Origin of the sequence: Nocardia jiangxiensis NBRC 101359 (assembly GCF_000308615.1) — a bacterium.
Lineage (GTDB): Bacteria > Actinomycetota > Actinomycetes > Mycobacteriales > Mycobacteriaceae > Nocardia > Nocardia jiangxiensis.
Genome location: NZ_BAGB01000043.1, coordinates 28,121 through 44,800, shown reverse-complemented (window position 1 = coordinate 44,800; position 16,680 = coordinate 28,121). Strand labels below are relative to the sequence as shown.

At 67.5% G+C, this 16,680-nt stretch carries 15 protein-coding genes; 8 read left to right on the top strand and 7 right to left on the bottom strand.

The genetic code is table 11. The annotated features are described in order from the left end of the window. Window positions 1–12: 12 nt before the first annotated feature. Window positions 13–777: an SDR family oxidoreductase gene (locus ON40_RS18600; RefSeq protein ID WP_040824722.1), complete on the bottom strand. Its 765-nt coding sequence runs from the start codon at window positions 775–777 to the stop codon at window positions 13–15. Between the two features lie 247 nt (window positions 778–1,024). On the opposite strand from ON40_RS18600, the gene ON40_RS18595 reads away from it, so the two are divergent. Continuing rightward, on the top strand, window positions 1,025–2,656 hold the full coding sequence (locus tag ON40_RS18595) for an ABC-F family ATP-binding cassette domain-containing protein (protein WP_040824719.1): 1,632 nt from the start codon (window positions 1,025–1,027) through the stop codon (window positions 2,654–2,656). A gap of 9 nt (window positions 2,657–2,665) precedes the next feature. Here the strand turns inward: ON40_RS18595 and ON40_RS18590 are convergent, their stop codons facing one another. Beyond that, window positions 2,666–3,265, bottom strand: coding sequence for a dihydrofolate reductase family protein (locus ON40_RS18590; RefSeq protein WP_040824717.1), 600 nt, complete (start codon window positions 3,263–3,265; stop codon window positions 2,666–2,668). A gap of 179 nt (window positions 3,266–3,444) precedes the next feature. Here ON40_RS18590 and ON40_RS18585 point away from each other — a divergent pair, with 179 nt between their 5' ends. After that, a complete protein-coding gene (locus ON40_RS18585) occupies window positions 3,445–3,687 on the top strand; it encodes a helix-turn-helix domain-containing protein (RefSeq protein ID WP_040824715.1) in 243 nt (80 codons plus the stop codon). 17 nt (window positions 3,688–3,704) lie between these two features. Here ON40_RS18585 and ON40_RS18580 read toward each other — a convergent pair whose 3' ends face one another. The 5 genes from ON40_RS18580 to acnA all read right to left on the bottom strand — a co-directional run bounded on the left by ON40_RS18580 (window position 3,705) and on the right by acnA (window position 9,539). Then, window positions 3,705–4,664, bottom strand: coding sequence for an MvdC/MvdD family ATP grasp protein (locus ON40_RS18580; RefSeq protein WP_040824712.1), 960 nt, complete (start codon window positions 4,662–4,664; stop codon window positions 3,705–3,707). A gap of 15 nt (window positions 4,665–4,679) precedes the next feature. Continuing rightward, on the bottom strand, window positions 4,680–5,042 hold the full coding sequence (locus tag ON40_RS18575) for a hypothetical protein (RefSeq protein ID WP_245567874.1): 363 nt from the start codon (window positions 5,040–5,042) through the stop codon (window positions 4,680–4,682). A gap of 298 nt (window positions 5,043–5,340) precedes the next feature. Then, a complete protein-coding gene (locus ON40_RS18570; RefSeq protein WP_040824710.1) occupies window positions 5,341–5,757 on the bottom strand; it encodes an acyl-CoA thioesterase in 417 nt (138 codons plus the stop codon). 193 nt (window positions 5,758–5,950) lie between these two features. Continuing rightward, window positions 5,951–6,517, bottom strand: a complete 567-nt coding sequence (locus ON40_RS18565) for a TetR/AcrR family transcriptional regulator (RefSeq protein ID WP_040824708.1) — start codon at window positions 6,515–6,517, stop codon at window positions 5,951–5,953. A gap of 208 nt (window positions 6,518–6,725) precedes the next feature. Continuing rightward, on the bottom strand, window positions 6,726–9,539 hold the full coding sequence (gene acnA / locus ON40_RS18560; protein ID WP_040824705.1) for an aconitate hydratase AcnA: 2,814 nt from the start codon (window positions 9,537–9,539) through the stop codon (window positions 6,726–6,728). Window positions 9,540–9,781: 242 nt separating this feature from the next. Here acnA and ON40_RS18555 point away from each other — a divergent pair, with 242 nt between their 5' ends. From ON40_RS18555 to fabG1, 6 genes are all read left to right on the top strand, one after another. Next, on the top strand, window positions 9,782–10,381 hold the full coding sequence (locus tag ON40_RS18555; RefSeq protein WP_245567873.1) for an Rv1476 family membrane protein: 600 nt from the start codon (window positions 9,782–9,784) through the stop codon (window positions 10,379–10,381). 505 nt (window positions 10,382–10,886) lie between these two features. Next, window positions 10,887–12,302 (top strand): NlpC/P60 family protein, encoded by a 1,416-nt coding sequence (locus ON40_RS18550; RefSeq protein WP_040824856.1) that lies wholly within the window; start codon window positions 10,887–10,889, stop codon window positions 12,300–12,302. Window positions 12,303–12,618: 316 nt separating this feature from the next. Continuing rightward, the gene (locus ON40_RS18545) at window positions 12,619–13,773 is read left to right on the top strand and encodes an AAA family ATPase (RefSeq protein WP_051193276.1); all 1,155 of its coding nucleotides are present in this window, start codon (window positions 12,619–12,621) and stop codon (window positions 13,771–13,773) included. 29 nt (window positions 13,774–13,802) lie between these two features. Continuing rightward, complete coding sequence (locus ON40_RS18540) at window positions 13,803–14,771, top strand: DUF58 domain-containing protein (protein ID WP_040824855.1); 969 nt, start codon at window positions 13,803–13,805, stop codon at window positions 14,769–14,771. Next, the gene (locus ON40_RS18535; protein ID WP_040824701.1) at window positions 14,768–15,769 is read left to right on the top strand and encodes a VWA domain-containing protein; all 1,002 of its coding nucleotides are present in this window, start codon (window positions 14,768–14,770) and stop codon (window positions 15,767–15,769) included. The genes ON40_RS18540 and ON40_RS18535 overlap by 4 nt, the downstream gene beginning before the upstream one ends. Before the next feature lie 146 nt (window positions 15,770–15,915). Further along, window positions 15,916–16,632, top strand: coding sequence for a 3-oxoacyl-ACP reductase FabG1 (gene fabG1, locus ON40_RS18530; RefSeq protein ID WP_040824698.1), 717 nt, complete (start codon window positions 15,916–15,918; stop codon window positions 16,630–16,632). Window positions 16,633–16,680: the final 48 nt, after the last annotated feature.

The following is a 16,680-nucleotide window of genomic DNA, read 5'->3' as shown; positions in this document are numbered from 1 at the left end:
CGTCGGTACCCCTCAGAGCCCGCCGGTGGCCAGCAGACCGCCGTCGACCCGCACGACCTCACCGGTGATCCAGGCCGCTCGATCCGAGACGAGGAACGCGATCAGTGCGGCGACGTCTTCCGGATTGCCCAGGCGCTTCATCGGATACGGCGCGGCCGCGGCGTCCTCGTCCGCGGAGTAGAGCGCGTCGGCGAATTTGGTCTTGACCACCGCGGGTGCCACGGCGTTGACCCGGATACCGGGACCGAGCTGCCAGGCCAGTTCCTCGGTGAGCCGGATCAGCGCGGCTTTCGACGCGCCGTACGCGGCGATCACCCCGCTGGAGCGGATTCCGGCCACGCTGGCGACGTTGACCACCACACCGCCGTTGGCCCCCATCCACGCCCGGAACGCCTCCTGGACGTAACCGAGCGCGGCGACGACGTTGACGTCGAAGATCTTGCGGACCGCGTCCAGATCGGCCTCCATGAGCGAGCCGTAGACGGGGTTGATGCCGGTGTTGTTGATCAGGATGTCCAGCGCGCCGAATTCGGCGATCGCGGTGGCCACCGCATCCGCGCGCGCGGTTGCGTCGCCCGAATTGCCCGCCAGCGCAACGACCTTCCCGGTATGGCCGAGCGCGCGCAGTTCGGTGGCGGTTTCCTCCAGCGGTTCGGCTTTGCGGGCGGTGATCAACACGTTCGCGCCCTGGGCCAGCAATTCGGCCGCGACCGCTTTGCCGATGCCGCGGCTCGCACCGGTGACCAGCGCACTCTTACCCTTCAGGTCATCGCTCATAACTTCGCACGCTAGCCGATGACCGCGTGCGCCCGATAGGTCCGGCCCCATCGGCGAATCGCGCTCGAGGGCGCCCGGCACACCGATCGGAGTGAGGTCCCGGCGGGCCCGCCGGACGGCCGTAGTGGTGCGCGTTACGGCGGCCGATCGGCAGGGTGCGTAAAATCGGAGATTCTCGTGCGTTCTGTCGACGCACATCCGAGCTATCACCCCGTGACCGCACGACTATTTTGCCGAGGAGACTGTTGTGATCACCGCGACCGACCTGGAGGTCCGGGCCGGAATCCGCACACTGCTGACCGCGCCCGGTTCGGCGCTGCGGGTGCAGTCGGGCGACCGGATCGGGCTGGTCGGGCGCAATGGCGCCGGTAAGACGACCACGCTGCGCATCCTGGCCGGTGAGGGGGAACCCTATGCGGGCACGGTGACCAGGTCCGGCGAAATCGGTTATCTGCCACAGGATCCGCGCGAGGGCAATCTGGACGTGCTGGCCCGCGACCGGGTGCTGTCCGCCCGCGGCCTGGACGCGCTGATCCGCGATATGGAGAAGCAGCAGGCGCGCATGGCCGAGGTGGCCGACGACGCCGAACGCGAGAAGGCGGTGCGCAAGTACGGCCAGCTCGAGGACCGGTTCTCGGCCCTGGGCGGCTATGTCGCCGAGAGTGAGGCCGCCCGGATCTGCAACAGCCTGGGCCTGCCCGATCGCGTGCTGAACCAGCAGCTGCGCACCCTGTCCGGTGGTCAGCGTCGGCGCATCGAACTGGCCCGCATCCTGTTCTCCGCCTCGGACGGTTCGGGTGGCCGCAGCGACCGCACGCTGCTGCTGGACGAGCCCACCAACCACCTCGACGCCGATTCGATCACCTGGCTGCGCGGATTCCTGCAGAACCACGACGGCGGCCTGATCGTGATCTCCCACGACGTGGATCTGCTCGCCGACGTGGTGAACAAGGTCTGGTTCCTGGACGCGGTGCGCGGCGAGGCCGATCTCTACAACATGGGTTGGAAGAAGTACCTCGACGCCCGCGCCACCGACGAGCAGCGGCGGGTGAGGGAACGCGCCAATGCGGAGAAGAAGGCCGGCGCACTGCGCGCCCAGGCCGCCAAACTCGGCGCCAAGGCCACGAAAGCCGCTGCGGCACACCAGATGGCCAAGCGCGCGGACCGGCTGCTCGCGGATCTGGACGAGGTACGCGTGGCCGACAAGGTGGCCCGGATCAAATTCCCGGAGCCCGCCCCCTGCGGTCGTACCCCGCTGATGGTGACGGACCTGACGAAGCTGTACGGCTCGCTGGAGATCTTCACCGGCGTCAGCTTCGCCGTCGACCGGGGCAGCCGTGTCGTGGTGCTCGGGCTCAACGGCGCGGGTAAGACGACCATGCTGAAACTGCTGGCGGGAGTGGAGACTCCGACCGCGGGCGGGGTGGAGCCCGGCCGCGGCCTCAAGGTCGGCTATTTCGCCCAGGAGCACGACACCCTCGACGACAACGCCACGGTCTGGGAGAACATCCGGCACGCCTCGCCGGATGCGGGCGAGCAGGAACTGCGCAGCCTGCTGGGCGCGTTCATGTTCTCCGGTCCGCAGCTCGAACAGCCCGCGGGGACGCTGTCCGGCGGTGAGAAGACCCGCCTGGCCCTGGCCGGACTGGTCTCCTCCGCGGCGAATGTGCTGCTGCTGGACGAGCCCACCAACAACCTCGACCCGGTCTCGCGCGAACAGGTGCTGGACGCGCTGCGCAGTTACGCCGGCGCGGTGGTCCTGGTGACGCACGATCCCGGCGCGGCCGAGGCACTGAACCCGGAACGGGTCATCATGCTGCCCGACGGCACCGAGGACCATTGGTCGCAGGACTATCTGGAGCTGATCCAGCTGGCCTGAGCAGTACAGCTAGGACAGGCTCTCGCGGGCCTGTTCGTAGCCGCCTTCGAGAATTTCGCCGGGCCCGTAGACGGTGTGCACCACGCCGGTCTTGAAGGTTGCCGAGCGCAGCAGTGTCAGCGGCAGCGGCGTATCGGCCTCCTCGAACAGGCGCATGCCCGAGCGCATCGCGATCGGGTGCACGAGCAGGTGCAGTTCGTCGATCAGATTCGCGGACAGCAACTGTCGCACGATCGATACCGAACCGCTCAGGCCGATATCGCCGCCCGGCTCCTGCTTCAGCGCGGTCACCGACTCGATCAGATCGCCCTGCAGCACCTCGGAATTGCGCCACTGCAGGTCGATGTCGCGGCGGGTGGCCACGATCTTGCGGATGTCGCCGAAATGCCGGGCCATCTCGGCGTCCGGGCCGCCCGCGTGCTCGCGCTCGGGCCAGGCGGCGGCGAACCCCTCGTAGGTCGTGCGGCCGAACAGCATCGTGTCGGCGGTGCCCATCTGATCGCTGACCGCGGCGCCCATCTCGTCGTTGAAGTAGGGGAAGTGCCAGTTCTGCGGGTCGGCGACGACGCCGTCGAGCGCGATGAACAGTCCTGCGGTGATCCTGCGCATGGGGGGCTCCTGAAGTTCGTTCGGTGTGGTGTCGGTTGTGCAGACGGCGTACGACGCCGAAAATTGTCGCCGATGCCGATTCCGGACAATTATCGTGAGGTTGATCACATGGAAGCGTTGATCACTGCATGCTTGTAGTTCTAGCCTTGAATCAGGCTGCAGGGCGACCGGAGGAAGCCATGAGTGACAGGCCCACACAGGGGAAGTCCACGCTGGGTAAAGGGACGCGCGTGACCGGAAAGTCTCGCGACCGCTTGCAAACCCAGCTCAAGAAGCAATACGAGGCGGGGGCCAGTATCCGCTCGCTGGCACGCGAGACGGGCCGCTCGTACGGGTTCATCCACAACGTGCTGGTGGAGTCGCATGTGCAACTCCGCAGCCGTGGCGGCGCGAATCGCCGGAAGGCCGGGGCGAGCAAGTAATTCGCTCGGCGCGGCGCTCATGCTCGCGGCACGCTCGCGTCACCGAGCACGAGATACCCTGCGAGACTGCGGAATATCGGCAGGCCGGTCTTGATCTCGAGATACGCGAACTGCCCCTGGGGGTTGACCTCCAGGAAGTAGTACTCGCCGTCGGTCCCGAGGCGGATGTCCAGTACGCCGAAGGTCAGTCCGAGCGCGCCCATCACGGTGGCGATGGATTTACTCACCGTGGCGGGCAGTCGTTCGGGGGTGAAGTCGACCGAGGTGTCCAGGCGCGAATCCACCCGTCCCACACCCGATTGCGAGTCGATGCGCACGGTCCACTCGACCCCGTCGATCCAGACCACGCGCAGATCGCAGTCGGCCTCGACATAGTCCTGGAAGGTCGTGGGCGCGGAGCGGATCGTTTCCAGGCGGGTCAGGTCCGCGGGCGTGACCACCCGGGTCTCGGAGAATTCCGCGCGCCCGGTTCCGGTGCGCTTGTAGACCACCGGACCCGGCCGTGAGCCGACGAAGCTGCGTGCTTCGTCCGGATCGTTGGTGACCAGGGTTTCCGGGATGACGAATCCCGCGCGGCGTGCGGTCTCGAGTTGCACGATCTTGCGGGTCGCGGTGCGGTCGGTGCCGGGATCGTTGACCCAGACCGCCGGAATCGACCACAGCAGTCCCTGCAGGAAACCGTCGCACTCGGCCTGCCGGTAGTCGTCGTCGGCGCGGCGCACCCCGCTGGGCACCACGGCCTGATGCGGCCGCCGCCACCACACCGAGGCGACCTCATCCAGACCGCGCAGGTTGGACAGCGAGCGTGCGGTACCCGCGCGGTCGAGCCGGAAACTGCCGGTCTCGCGCGGGAAGTCGCGCATGTCGAGACGAATCGGGTTGACGCCGTGGTGCTTTCGGAGGGTCGCAGCCATCGCGTCGGCGTGCAGGTCATCTGCTTCGGTGACGATCAGCACCGACCCCGTCGCGCGGGCCATCGGAGGCGGAACCTCTCAGTCGAGGCTGTCGCAGGTCATCGCGTCGTCGCTGAGCGCGAACGAGCGAGTCTGGCTGCGAGTCATGGTGACGCCGCCGACGGCGGGATCGGTCGGCAGTTGCAGATCGCGGGCCCAGCGTTCGGTCAGGCGGGCCAGCAGATCATCGCCGCGGGCGGGAGAGTGCTGCTGCGGCAGCGTCATCGGGCGGTCGGTGAGTTCGATACGCAGCCGCCGGGTGAAGTCCGCGGTCGCACCCGGTCGGATGCGCACCTGCACCGGCCGAGCGGCCGGATCACCGTCGCCGTGCGGCATCCGGGCTCCCACCAGATCGATGCCGAGAACATCCGCCCGATCGAAGGTCCACGTGCCCTCGCTCACGCGCACACTCACCGCCCGCGTCGATTCGGCTATCAAATAGCCGGACAGTAGCGGCGCAACCTCCTGGCTATCTTGGTGCGGTCCGGGGGAGGTGGACACAGGGGGATGGACAGCGTCGGGCATGGGGCTGGTCTCCGATCTGCTCGCGGTTTGCCACGGAAGCCGAGCGTGCCCTGGATCATATCGCGACCGGCCTGCTGACCGGTCGGCAACGAAAGATTTCGGGTGCCCGCTCTTCCGTTGGCAGCGACGCGGAATGTGCTATCGCCGAAAGATTTTCGGTTGACCGCTCAACGCGTTACAGACCGAGGACATCCGCGGACTCGGACAGTTCGCGGAACCGCTCCCTCGGATTCGGCACGAGTTTGCGTGCGGTGAGATCCATCAGACCGGTGACGACGCGGAACTCCGCGGATACCGTCCCGTCGAGTTTCCGGATCTGTTGATTGATCCGGAACGCCTTGCCCTCGCCCCATTCGAATTCACAGGTAACCGTGACTTCGTCGCCCAGATGTAATTCGCGCAGATGCCGGACGGTGGATTCCAGAACCACCGGGCCCAGTCCGGCATGCAACATCTTGTCCGGAACCAGACCGGCCGCGCGCATCGCCTCCCAGCGGGCGTGCTCGGCATACTGGTGGTACACGGCTTGATTCATATGGCCGTTGACATCGAGTTCGTAGCCGCGCACGGTGACTGGGACAGCGAAGGTCATACCTTGGCGAACGTGTGGTGTATGCCCGCTATTTCCGGCCCGGAAGTGGTGTCGGACACGATTCGCCGAGACCGGTCGGAATTCATTTCATCGGGCCCGCACGGCGACCGCAGTCTGTGCACATCGGCATTCGCCGCAATGACGCAATGCGTGCATTTTTGCATCGAGTGCCATCGCAGGGCTGTTTCGCCGCTCAGCCCTTGCGGCGCACCGAGGCCTCGACCAGGTCGAGCACGGCCGTGAGGTTGTCGTTGGTATGTCCGGAGGCGATGCGGGCGATGAGCCCGTCGAGCACCAGATCCAGATAGCCGAGCAGCACGTCGGTCGGCACGTCGTCGCGCAGCGCGCCCGCGGCCTTGCGGCGCTCCAGACGAGCCAGCGTGGCGGCGGTCAGCTCGGCCGAACGCTGGGTCCAGCCCGCGGCGAACTCCGGATCGGTCCGCAGCCGCCGGGCGATCTCCAGCCGGGTGCCGAGCCAGTTGTACTGCGCCGGATCGGCCAGCATCTCGCGCATGACCTGCACCAGACCCTGCGTGGCGGCGATATCGGCCATTCGTTCGGTGTCCTCCTGGGCCAGGGCCAGGAACAACGCGTCCTTGTCGCGGAAATGGTGGAAGATCGCGCCGCGCGACAGGCCGATGGCCTCCTCCAGGCGACGTACGGTGGCGCCCTCGTAACCGAATTCGGCGAAGCAGCGCCGCGCCCCGTCCAGGATCTGGCTGCGCCGGGCGGCGAGATGGTCCTCACTGACCTTGGGCATGGCTCCTCCAGCGAAATACAGCGCCCTGCGCCGGGATCGACCGGGACAGAGTTCAACGGTACAAGGTCGGTGCGGGTGCATCTGCCGATGAGATGTGCACCCGCCCAACCCCGTTGGGAAGCGAGTCGTACCAGCGGGTGGCGACCGGCCCGTCGTCCGACGGTCGAAACACGGGTCTCGACCGTCGAACGACGAGCGTCGGGAGGTCCTACCCGTTGATCATGTTGCGCAGGACGAACTGCAGGATGCCGCCGTTGCGGTAGTAGTCCGCCTCACCGGGGGTGTCGATGCGCACGACCGCGTCGAAGGTGACCTTGTCGCCGTTGTCCTTGGTGGCGGTCACCTTCAGGGTCTTCGGCGTCTTGCCCTCGTTCAGCTGGGTGATCCCCTCGATGTCGAAGGTCTCGGTGCCGTCCAGCTTCAGCGACGCGGCCGACTCGCCGGCCGGGAACTGCAGCGGGATGACGCCCATGCCGATCAGGTTCGAGCGGTGGATGCGCTCGAACGACTCGGTGATGACCGCACGCACACCCAGCAGGCGGGTGCCCTTGGCGGCCCAGTCACGCGAGGAGCCCGAACCGTACTCCTTGCCGCCCAGCACGACCAGCGGGATGCCCGCGGCCTGGTAGTTCTGCGAGGCGTCGTAGATGAAGGCCTGCGGGCCACCGTCCTGGGTGAAGTCGCGGGTGTAACCGCCCGAGACGTCGTCCAGCAACTGGTTGCGCAGGCGGATGTTCGCGAAGGTGCCGCGGATCATCACCTCGTGGTTGCCGCGCCGCGACCCCAGCGAGTTGTAGTCCTTGCGCTCCACGCCGTGCGCGTCCAGGTACTGCGCGGCCGGGGTGCCCGACTTGATCGGACCGGCCGGGGAGATGTGGTCGGTGGTCACCGAGTCGCCCAGTAGCGCCAGCACGCGCGCACCCTTGATGTCCTCGACCGGCGCGGGCTCGAGCTCCATGCCGTCGAAGTACGGCGCCTTGCGCACGTAGGTCGAGTCCTGTGCCCACGCGAAGGTGTCACCGGCCGGGGTCGGCAGGTTCCGCCAGCGCTCGTCGCCCTTGAACACGTCGGCGTAGGACTTGCGGAACATGTCCTGGCTGATCGCCGACTTGATGGTGTCGTCGATTTCCTGCGAGGAGGGCCAGATGTCCTTCAGGAAGACGTCCTTGCCGTCCTTGTCCGTGCCCAGCGAGTCGTGTTCGAAGTCGAAGTCCATCGTGCCCGCGAGCGCGTAGGCGATGACCAGCGGCGGGGAGGCCAGGTAGTTCATCTTCACGTCGGGGGAGATGCGGCCCTCGAAGTTGCGGTTACCCGAGAGCACCGCGGTGACGGTCAGATCGTTGTCGTTGACCGCCTGGGAGATCTCCTCCGGCAGCGGGCCGGTGTTGCCGATACACGTGGTGCAGCCGTAGCCGCCCAGGTAGAAGCCGAGCTTCTCCAGGTAGGGCCACAGGCCGGCCTTCTCGTAGTAGTCCGAGACCACCTGCGAGCCGGGCGCCATGTTGGTCTTCACCCACGGCTTGCTGGTCAGGCCCTTCTCCACGGCGTTGCGGGCCAGCAGGGCCGCGCCGATCATGACCGACGGGTTGGAGGTGTTGGTGCAGGAGGTGATACCCGCGACCGCGACCGCGCCGTGGTCCAGGATGAAGTCACCGCGCTCGGCGCTGCGCACCCGGATCGGCTTGGAGGGGCGTCCGGTGCTGCCGTTGGCGGCGGTCGCGATGACCGCGTCGTCATCGGCGAAGGACAGCTCGGCCGGATCGCTGGCCGGGAAGGACTCCTCGATGGCCTCGTCCAGCTTGGAATGCGGGGTGGCCGCCGCGTCGGTCCCCTCCGGATCGCTGGTGTAGTTGTGGATGTCCTTGCGGAAGGCAACCTTGGACTCCGACAACAGGATTCGGTCCTGCGGGCGCTTCGGGCCGGCGATGGACGGCACCACGGTGCCCAGGTCCAGCTCCAGGTACTCCGAGTAGGCGGGCTCGTGATCGGCGTCGTGCCACATGCCCTGCTCCTTGGCGTACGCCTCGACGAGCGCGAGCTCCTCGTCGGTGCGGCCGGTCAGGCGCAGGTAGTTGATGGTCTCCTCGTCGATCGGGAAGATCGCTGCGGTGGAACCGAATTCGGGGCTCATGTTGCCCAGGGTGGCGCGGTTGGCCAGCGGCACCTCGGCCACGCCCTTGCCGTAGAACTCGACGAACTTGCCGACCACGCCGTGCTTGCGCAGCATGTCGGTGACGGTGAGCACGACGTCGGTCGCGGTCACGCCCGGCTGGATCTCACCGGTCAGCTTGAAGCCGACCACGCGCGGAATCAGCATGGAGACAGGCTGTCCCAGCATCGCGGCCTCGGCCTCGATACCGCCCACGCCCCAGCCCAGCACGCCCAGGCCGTTGACCATCGTGGTGTGCGAGTCGGTGCCGACGCAGGTGTCGGGGTAGGCCTGCCCGTTGCGGACCATCACGACGCGCGCGAGGTACTCGATGTTGACCTGGTGCACGATGCCGGTGCCCGGCGGGACGACCTTGAAGTCGTCGAAAGCGCCCTGGCCCCAACGCAGGAACTGGTAGCGCTCACCGTTGCGCTGGTACTCCAGGTCGACGTTGCGCTCGAAGGCGTCGGCGGTGCCGAACACGTCGAGGATGACCGAGTGGTCGATGACCATCTCGGCGGGCGAGAGCGGGTTCACCTTGTTCGGGTCGCCGCCGAGCGTGGTCACGGCCTCGCGCATGGTGGCCAGGTCGACCACACAGGGCACGCCGGTGAAGTCCTGCATGATGACTCGCGCGGGGGTGAACTGGATTTCGGTGTTCGGCTGCGCGGAGGGATCCCAATCGGCAATGGCCCGAATGTGATCCGCGGTGATGTTGGCGCCGTCCTCGGTGCGGAGCAGGTTCTCGGCGAGGACTTTCAGTGCGTAGGGGAGTTTTTCGGTGCCGGGCACGGCGGAGAGGCGGAAGATCTCATACGACCGATCTCCGACCTCGAGGGTGCCCTTGGCGCCGAATGTATCGATGGTCGTCATACGTTCAGCTCCACTCGTCGGTGAGGTGGCCGTCGGCGGGGCTGTGCCGGCGGCTCCGGTCGAGGGCCGATAGCTGTGCGCCCTCATGCTGCCTAGGCTAACAGTACGCTTGTCCTGTGAAACATGCGGGGGCGCACCGCGCGGCGTGCCTGCAAACATCATGCCCCGGTCGCGTACTGTGCATCCATGCGTTTCGGCGCAGCCTCGCTTCTCGTGCCCCCGCGGCGCGAATCATGTGACATGTGTTGGAAGCCAGTCGCCCCGGTTGGCGACTCGACGAGACCGGATGGAAGATGACCGTCACCTTTGCCTCGGTTGGTACCCCCAGGGCCGCGGAGATTCCGCCCGAGGTCGATGTGCACACCATCCTCGCGCAGCTGGCCGCGGATCACGTTTCCGTCCCCGAGGGGGACGATCCCTCGGATCTGGAGTCCGTGGTCGCCGATACCCGGGATCAGGGAATTCCGCTGAGCGTGGTGGTGGTCCCGGGAAATCCGTCGCCGGATTCGAGCCTGCGCGACCTGGCCACCGTGGTCGGCAAGTCCGAGCACGGCACGGTCCTGGTGCTCAGTGACGACTGGGCGGGAACCTACAGCGACACCTACAGCCGCTACCGCCTGGAGAAGGCCGAGGACATCGCCAAGAACCGGCACGGCGGGCACAGCGTCGAGGCGACGCGCGCCTTCGTGCAGAGTCTCGAGACGAACGGCCTGATCTCGTGGCCGGTGTTCACCTACGTGCTGCTGCTGGGCGTTCTCGTGGTGACCGGCGGGTTGTATCTGGTCAAGCGGCGTCGGTCGCGGGTCGTGCCGGAGCACGCCGCGGCCGATCCGGTCCACTGAGCCGGTCGAGGTAATCCGGGTCGGCGTCGTCGGCCGCGGCGGATTCTCCGTTCCGGTCACTCGCCGCACTGACGGCATTGGTTGTTCCGCCCGGTTCGGGCGTGGACGTACCGGCTCCGGGCTGCCGAGCCGGTACGGTATTTCGCTGGAAGACGCGCCCGATGCTGTGACTGCACGTACCTGAACTCGCCGTTTTCGGGAGAAATCGGGCGAACGGTCGGTTTTGTGCAGGGGATTGCTGTCCGCCCTCCAGTTATCGGTAGGCAATCGCCAAATTACGCGAATGTGATTACGTCGTGTGTGTTCTCTCCGAGACGTATGTGTCGTACGGTTTCGAATGACACTCTTGGGGAAGAAGTGTCACACGGGTATACAGCGACCATTGTTGAGCAGGGGTGTCGCTGATACTCGTGGGGTGATGATCTATGCCTATCACCCCACGTGAAGGTCCCGGTGACGCTTCGCTACCCGGGAACGCGGTGTGGATCCAGGGAGGTGGGTGCGCGTGGCCGGGACAACACGAGGGGGGTCGTTCAGGATCGCTCTGGGATTGCTGGTGTGCGTCGCCACGGTGATCGTGGTGACGCCGGTCGCAGGAGCGGTGCCACCGCCTCCGCCCAACCCGAGCGATAACGACATCGCCGCGGCCGGGGCCCAGGTGACCAACGGGGTCAACCAGGTCGGCGCGCTGATCAACGATGTGGCCGCGGTCGGGCAGCAGATCCAGCAGTTGGACTCGGTCGTCGCGCAGAAGCGCGAGGCGGTGAACAAGGCGCTGGTGGATCTGCAGTCGGCTCGGGAACAGGCCGATGCGGCCGCGTCGGCGGTTGCCGGAACGCAGCGCGCGCTCGTGGCCTCGGGGACGGCGGTCGATCAGGCCCGCATCAGTTTCGACAAGTTCGCCGAACAGGCATATATGAACCCCGGTTCGGATTCGATGGTCAACTACCTGTCCGGCGGCAGTCCGGCTCGGTCCCTGGAGCGAGCACAACTGTTGAGCGTGGCCTCGACATCGCAGGACGCCGCCCTGAACGGTATGCGGCGCGCGCAGATCGAGCGCGCCAACGCCGATTCGGCCGCGCGCCGGGCCAAACAGACCGCCGACGCCACCGCGGCCACCGCGGAAGCGAAGAAGGCCCAGGCGCAAAGTGCGGTGAGCGCCGCCGAGTCGGCGGTGAACGAGCAGACCGCACAACGCGACGCGCTGCTGAAACAGCGCGACGTGGCCCAGCAGCGCCTGGACGCGGCGCGACAGCAGGTGGCGGGCCTGCAGGGCGAGCGCGCAGCCTATGAGGAGTGGGACCGGCAGCGCCGGATCGAGGAACTCGCCGCGGCCGCCGCGGTCGCCAGCGCCGCGGTGCGTGCGGCATCGGATGCGGCGGCGCGTGAGCGCGCGGAACAACTCGGCGACGGCAAACGCCCGCACACCCAGCTCGACGACGATCCGCCGCCGCACAAATCCATGCCCAGTGCGCCGTCTCGTCCGGACGGGACGCCCGCGGAGCTGATCGAGATGGTGGTCGACCGCGCGATGTCCCAGCTCGGGGTCATCTACGCCTGGGGCGGCGGCAACGAGGACGGACCCACCAAGGGCATCCGCGACGGCGGTGTCGCGGACAGGTACGGCGACTACAAGAAGACCGGTTTCGACTGCTCGGGCCTGATGGTCTACGCGTTCGCGGGCGTCGGCATCTCCCTGCCGCACTACAGCGGCTACCAGTATCAGATGGGCGCCAAAGTGCCTGTGGTACAGCGCGAACGCGGCGACATGCTGTTCTGGGGACGTAACGGCAGTGAGCACGTGGCGCTGTACCTGGGCAACGGCAAGATGATCGAGGCGCCCGAATCAGGTGAGGTGGTACGGGTTACGGCCGTACGCACGAGCGGGATCATGCCGAACGCGATACGCCTCATCTCCTGAGCATCGGGACCAGCTGCTGTGGCCGGCGTTCGAGCCGTGACCGCATTGCGATGGCTCTCCCAGGTGTGCGGTTGAAGCAATGGCCGGACCGGTCGGCGCGTACGGTGTCGGGCAGAGTGTGGCCGCGGGTGAAACCATGCGGGGCGCGGCCCGGAAAACCGTCCGGTGGGCGGCGAGCGCCCGCAGGTAGGCCCGGTGACAACACGCAGCCCGGTTGCGGCACCATGGGCCGGAACCTGGAATAGTTGTGGCAGCACGCACAAAGACCAATGCGAAAGCGGGGAGTTTGGTGACTTCGACTGATGGTGCAGGCGCAATGGATTCGGTGAAGGATACGCCCGAGCCGGCGCCGAACACCCTCGAGCGCGATGTCCAGACCCTGGAGAAGGCGATCTACGAGGTGAAGCGGGTCATCGTCGGCCAGGACCGGCTGGTGGAGCGGCTGCTCGTCGGCGTGCTGGCTCGTGGTCACGTGCTGCTGGAAGGCGTTCCCGGTATCGCGAAGACGCTGGCGGTGGAGACCTTCGCCAAGGTCGTCGGCGGTAGCTTCTCGCGCGTGCAGTTCACCCCCGACCTGGTGCCCACCGACCTGGTCGGAACCCGCATCTACCGGCAGGGCCGGGAGGAGTTCGATACCGAACTGGGCCCCGTCGTCGCGAATTTCGTGCTCGCGGACGAGATCAACCGCGCCCCCGCCAAGGTGCAGTCCGCACTGCTCGAGGTGATGGCCGAGCGACACGTGTCCATCGGCGGCAAGACCTACCCGATGCCCGACCCGTTCCTGGTCATGGCCACGCAGAACCCGATCGAGAGCGAGGGCGTGTACCCGCTGCCCGAGGCCCAGCGAGACCGGTTCCTGTTCAAGGTGATCGTCGACTACCCCTCGGTGGAGGAGGAGCGCGAGATCATCTACCGGATGGGCGTCACCCCGCCCGAGCCGAAGAACGTCCTGCAGCCGGAGGAGCTGATCCGGCTGCAGAAGCTGGCCGCCACCACCTTCGTGCACCACGCGCTGGTCGACTACGTCGTGCGGGTGATCGCCGCGACCCGCAACCCGGCCGAGTTCGGGCTCGACGACGTCGCGGGCTGGGTCGCCTACGGCGCCTCGCCGCGCGCCAGCCTGGGCATCATCGCCGCGGCGCGCGCGGTCGCGCTGATCCGCGGCCGCGACTACGTCGTGCCGCAGGACGTCGTCGAGGTGATCCCGGACGTACTGCGGCACCGCCTGGTGCTGTCCTACGACGCGCTCGCCGATGAGGTCAGCCCCGACGACGTGATCCGCCGGGTGCTGCAGACCGTCGGCCTGCCGCAGGTCGCGGCCCAGGCCAACGCGCCCGCCCCGGCCCCGGCCGCAGCTCCGGCCGCGCCGATGCCGCCGTCGGCTCCGCACGGAGGTGCTCCCGGACCGCAGCAGGCGGTTCCGCAGCCGCCCGCTCCGTCGGTGCCGAACGGCCAGTCGCACCGTCAGTGAGGCGCGGGGTGCAGGATTCGGTTGCGCCGGTGACTATTTCGTCGAACACTCCCTCGCACGCCCCGCCCTCGTTCCGGGGCGGGGACCTGCGTGATCCGCGGTTGGCCGCGGCATTGAAAACGCTCGAACTGACCGTGCGGCGTCGCCTGGACGGCGTGCTGCACGGTGACCACCTCGGCCTGATTCCGGGTCCCGGCTCGGAGCCCGGCGATGCCCGGCTGTATCAGCCGGGTGACGATGTGCGTCAGATGGATTGGTCGGTGACCGCTCGCACCACCCACCCGCACGTGCGGCAGATGATCGCGGACCGCGAACTCGAGACCTGGCTGGTGATCGACCTGTCCGCCAGTCTCGATTTCGGCACCGCGGGCTGCCAGAAGCGTGATCTGGTGATCGCGGCCGCCGCCGCGATCACCCATCTGACCAGCGGTGGCGGTAATCGGATCGGTGCGGTCGTGGCCACCGGCGATCGCCTCGTGCGGCTGCCCGCCCGCAGCGGACGGATGCACGCGCAGGCGATGTTGCGCAAGATCGCCACCACTCCGCGCGCCGCGGACGGCGTGCGCGGAGATCTGCGTGGCGCGATCGAATCGCTGCGCCGCCCGCAGCGCAAACGCGGTCTGGCCGTGGTGATCTCGGACTTCCTCGGGGACCTGGACTGGCAGCGGTCGCTGCGCGCGGTCTCGGGCCGGCACGATCTACTGGCGGTGGAGGTGCTCGATCCGCTGGATCTGGATCTGCCCGACGTCGGCGATGTCGTGCTGCACGATCCGGAGACCGGCCACACCCGCGAGTTCACCGTAACCCCCACGCTGCGAGCCGATTTCACGCGAGCCGCGCAGCTGCACCGCCAGCAGGTGGAGTCCGAGTTACGCGGATGCGGCGCGCCGGTGATGCACTTACGCACCGACCGTGACTGGATCTCGGACGTCGTCCGGTTCGTGTCCACCCGGCGCCACACCTTCGGCGCCCCGACCGGGCAGGTACCTCTTCAGTGAGTATTTCGCACTTCACCGCGTCGATCTGGCTGCTGTTCCTGATCGTCATCGCGCTGATCGCGCTGCTGTACGTGGCCGTCCAGCGCCGCCGCAAGCGGCATATGCTCCGGTTCGCGAACATGGAGCTGCTGGAGGGCGTGAGCCCGAAGGGGCCCAGCGCCTGGCGGCACGCCCCGGTGGCGCTCATGCTCGCCGGGCTCGTCCTGCTGACGGTCGCGGCGGCCGGTCCGACCATGGCCAAGAAGGTGCCGCGCAACCGCGCCACCGTGGTGCTGGCCATCGACGTCTCGCTGTCGATGGAGGCCACCGACGTCAAGCCCAGCCGCATCCAGGCGGCGAAGGAGGCCGCGGGCCGGTTCATCGATTCGATGCCGCGCGGCATCAATCTCGGGCTGGTCAGTTTCGCCGGTACCGCCTCGCTGCTGGTCAATCCCACCACCAACCACGACACGGTCAAGGCGGCGGTGAACAATCTGCAGCTCGCCGAGCGGACCGCGACCGGCGAGGGCATCTTCACCAGCCTCAGCGCGATCGACACCCTGGCCACGGTGCTCGGCGGCGCGTCCTCACCGCCGCCCGCGCGCATCGTGCTGATGTCCGACGGTAAGCAGACGGTGCCGGATGCGGACGATATCGACAATCCGCGGCACGAGTTCGTGGCCGCGCGACTGGCCAAGCAGAAGGGTGTGCCGATCTCGACGATCTCGTTCGGCACCCAGTGGGGCGTGGTCGACATTCCGGACGGCTCGGGCGGTTCGAAGGGCCAGCCGGTGCCCGTCGACGACGACGCGCTGCACAAGGTCGCCGACCTGTCCGCCGGACAGTTCTTCACCGCGACCTCGCTGCAGGAACTCAACAATGCGTACGACAAGCTGCAGAGTCAGATCGGATACGAAACGGTCGTCGGCGATGCCAGCCGGCCGTGGCTGCTGCTGGGTCTGCTGATCAGCGCGGCCGGTGTCGTGACGGGTCTGCTGTACCGTCAGCGCCTGCCCTGACCTCGACGAAAAGCGTTGTGCCGGACGCCGTCCCATCGCATCGAGCGATGTGGGCGGCGTTCGTCGTCCGGTCGGCGGTCCATCGGCCGGGGCCTACCGCGCCCCCGCGGTGGGCGTTTCGGTACCGACGCGTTAAGTTTGGCTCTATGCCTACAACTTCCAGGTCGGTACTCGTCACCGGTGGCAATCGCGGCATCGGACTCGCGGTCGCGCAGCGGCTCGCTGCGGACGGACACAAGGTCGCGGTCACCCATCGTGGTTCGGGAGTGCCGGACGGGCTGTTCGGCGTGAAATGCGATGTGACGGACGCGGAATCGATCGATCGCGCATTCGGCGAGGTCGAGGCGCATCAGGGTGCGGTGGAGGTGCTGGTCGCCAACGCGGGCATCGTGGACAACACGCTGCTGATGCGGATGAGCGAGGAGCAGTTCTCCCGCGTCATCGACGCGAACCTGACCGGTGCGTGGCGGGTGGCCAAGCGGGCCAACCGCGCGATGCTGCGGGCGCGCTGGGGCCGGATCGTGTTCCTCGGCTCGGTGGTGGGCCAGATGGGCATGGCCGGACAGGTGAACTACGCCGCCGCGAAGTCCGGCCTGGTCGGCATGGCCCGCGCGATCACCCGCGAGATCGGCTCGCGCAACATCACCGCCAACGTCGTCGCGCCCGGTTTCATCGACACCGATATGACCCGCGAGGACATGACCGACGACATGAAGGAAATCGCCCTCAAGGCGATCCCGGCCGGACGCATCGGTGACCCCAAGGAGGTCGCCGCGACGATAAGCTTCCTGGCCTCCGACGACGCCTCCTACATCTCCGGCGCGATCATCCCGGTCGACGGCGGCCTGGGCATGGGCCACTGAACTCGCCCGAACCCGCTACACCGTCATACCCACGCAGACTTTCAACGA

Coding starts and splice junctions, on each gene's coding strand:
- ON40_RS18600 (WP_040824722.1), bottom strand. CDS start 777: ATGAGCGATGACCTGAAGGGTAAGAGTGCGCTGGTCACCGGTGCGAGC.
- ON40_RS18590 (WP_040824717.1), bottom strand. CDS start 3,265: ATGCGCAGGATCACCGCAGGACTGTTCATCGCGCTCGACGGCGTCGTC.
- ON40_RS18585 (WP_040824715.1), top strand. CDS start 3,445: ATGAGTGACAGGCCCACACAGGGGAAGTCCACGCTGGGTAAAGGGACG.
- ON40_RS18580 (WP_040824712.1), bottom strand. CDS start 4,664: ATGGCCCGCGCGACGGGGTCGGTGCTGATCGTCACCGAAGCAGATGAC.
- ON40_RS18570 (WP_040824710.1), bottom strand. CDS start 5,757: ATGACCTTCGCTGTCCCAGTCACCGTGCGCGGCTACGAACTCGATGTC.
- ON40_RS18565 (WP_040824708.1), bottom strand. CDS start 6,517: ATGCCCAAGGTCAGTGAGGACCATCTCGCCGCCCGGCGCAGCCAGATC.
- acnA (WP_040824705.1), bottom strand. CDS start 9,539: ATGACGACCATCGATACATTCGGCGCCAAGGGCACCCTCGAGGTCGGA.
- ON40_RS18545 (WP_051193276.1), top strand. CDS start 12,619: ATGGATTCGGTGAAGGATACGCCCGAGCCGGCGCCGAACACCCTCGAG.
- fabG1 (WP_040824698.1), top strand. CDS start 15,916: ATGCCTACAACTTCCAGGTCGGTACTCGTCACCGGTGGCAATCGCGGC.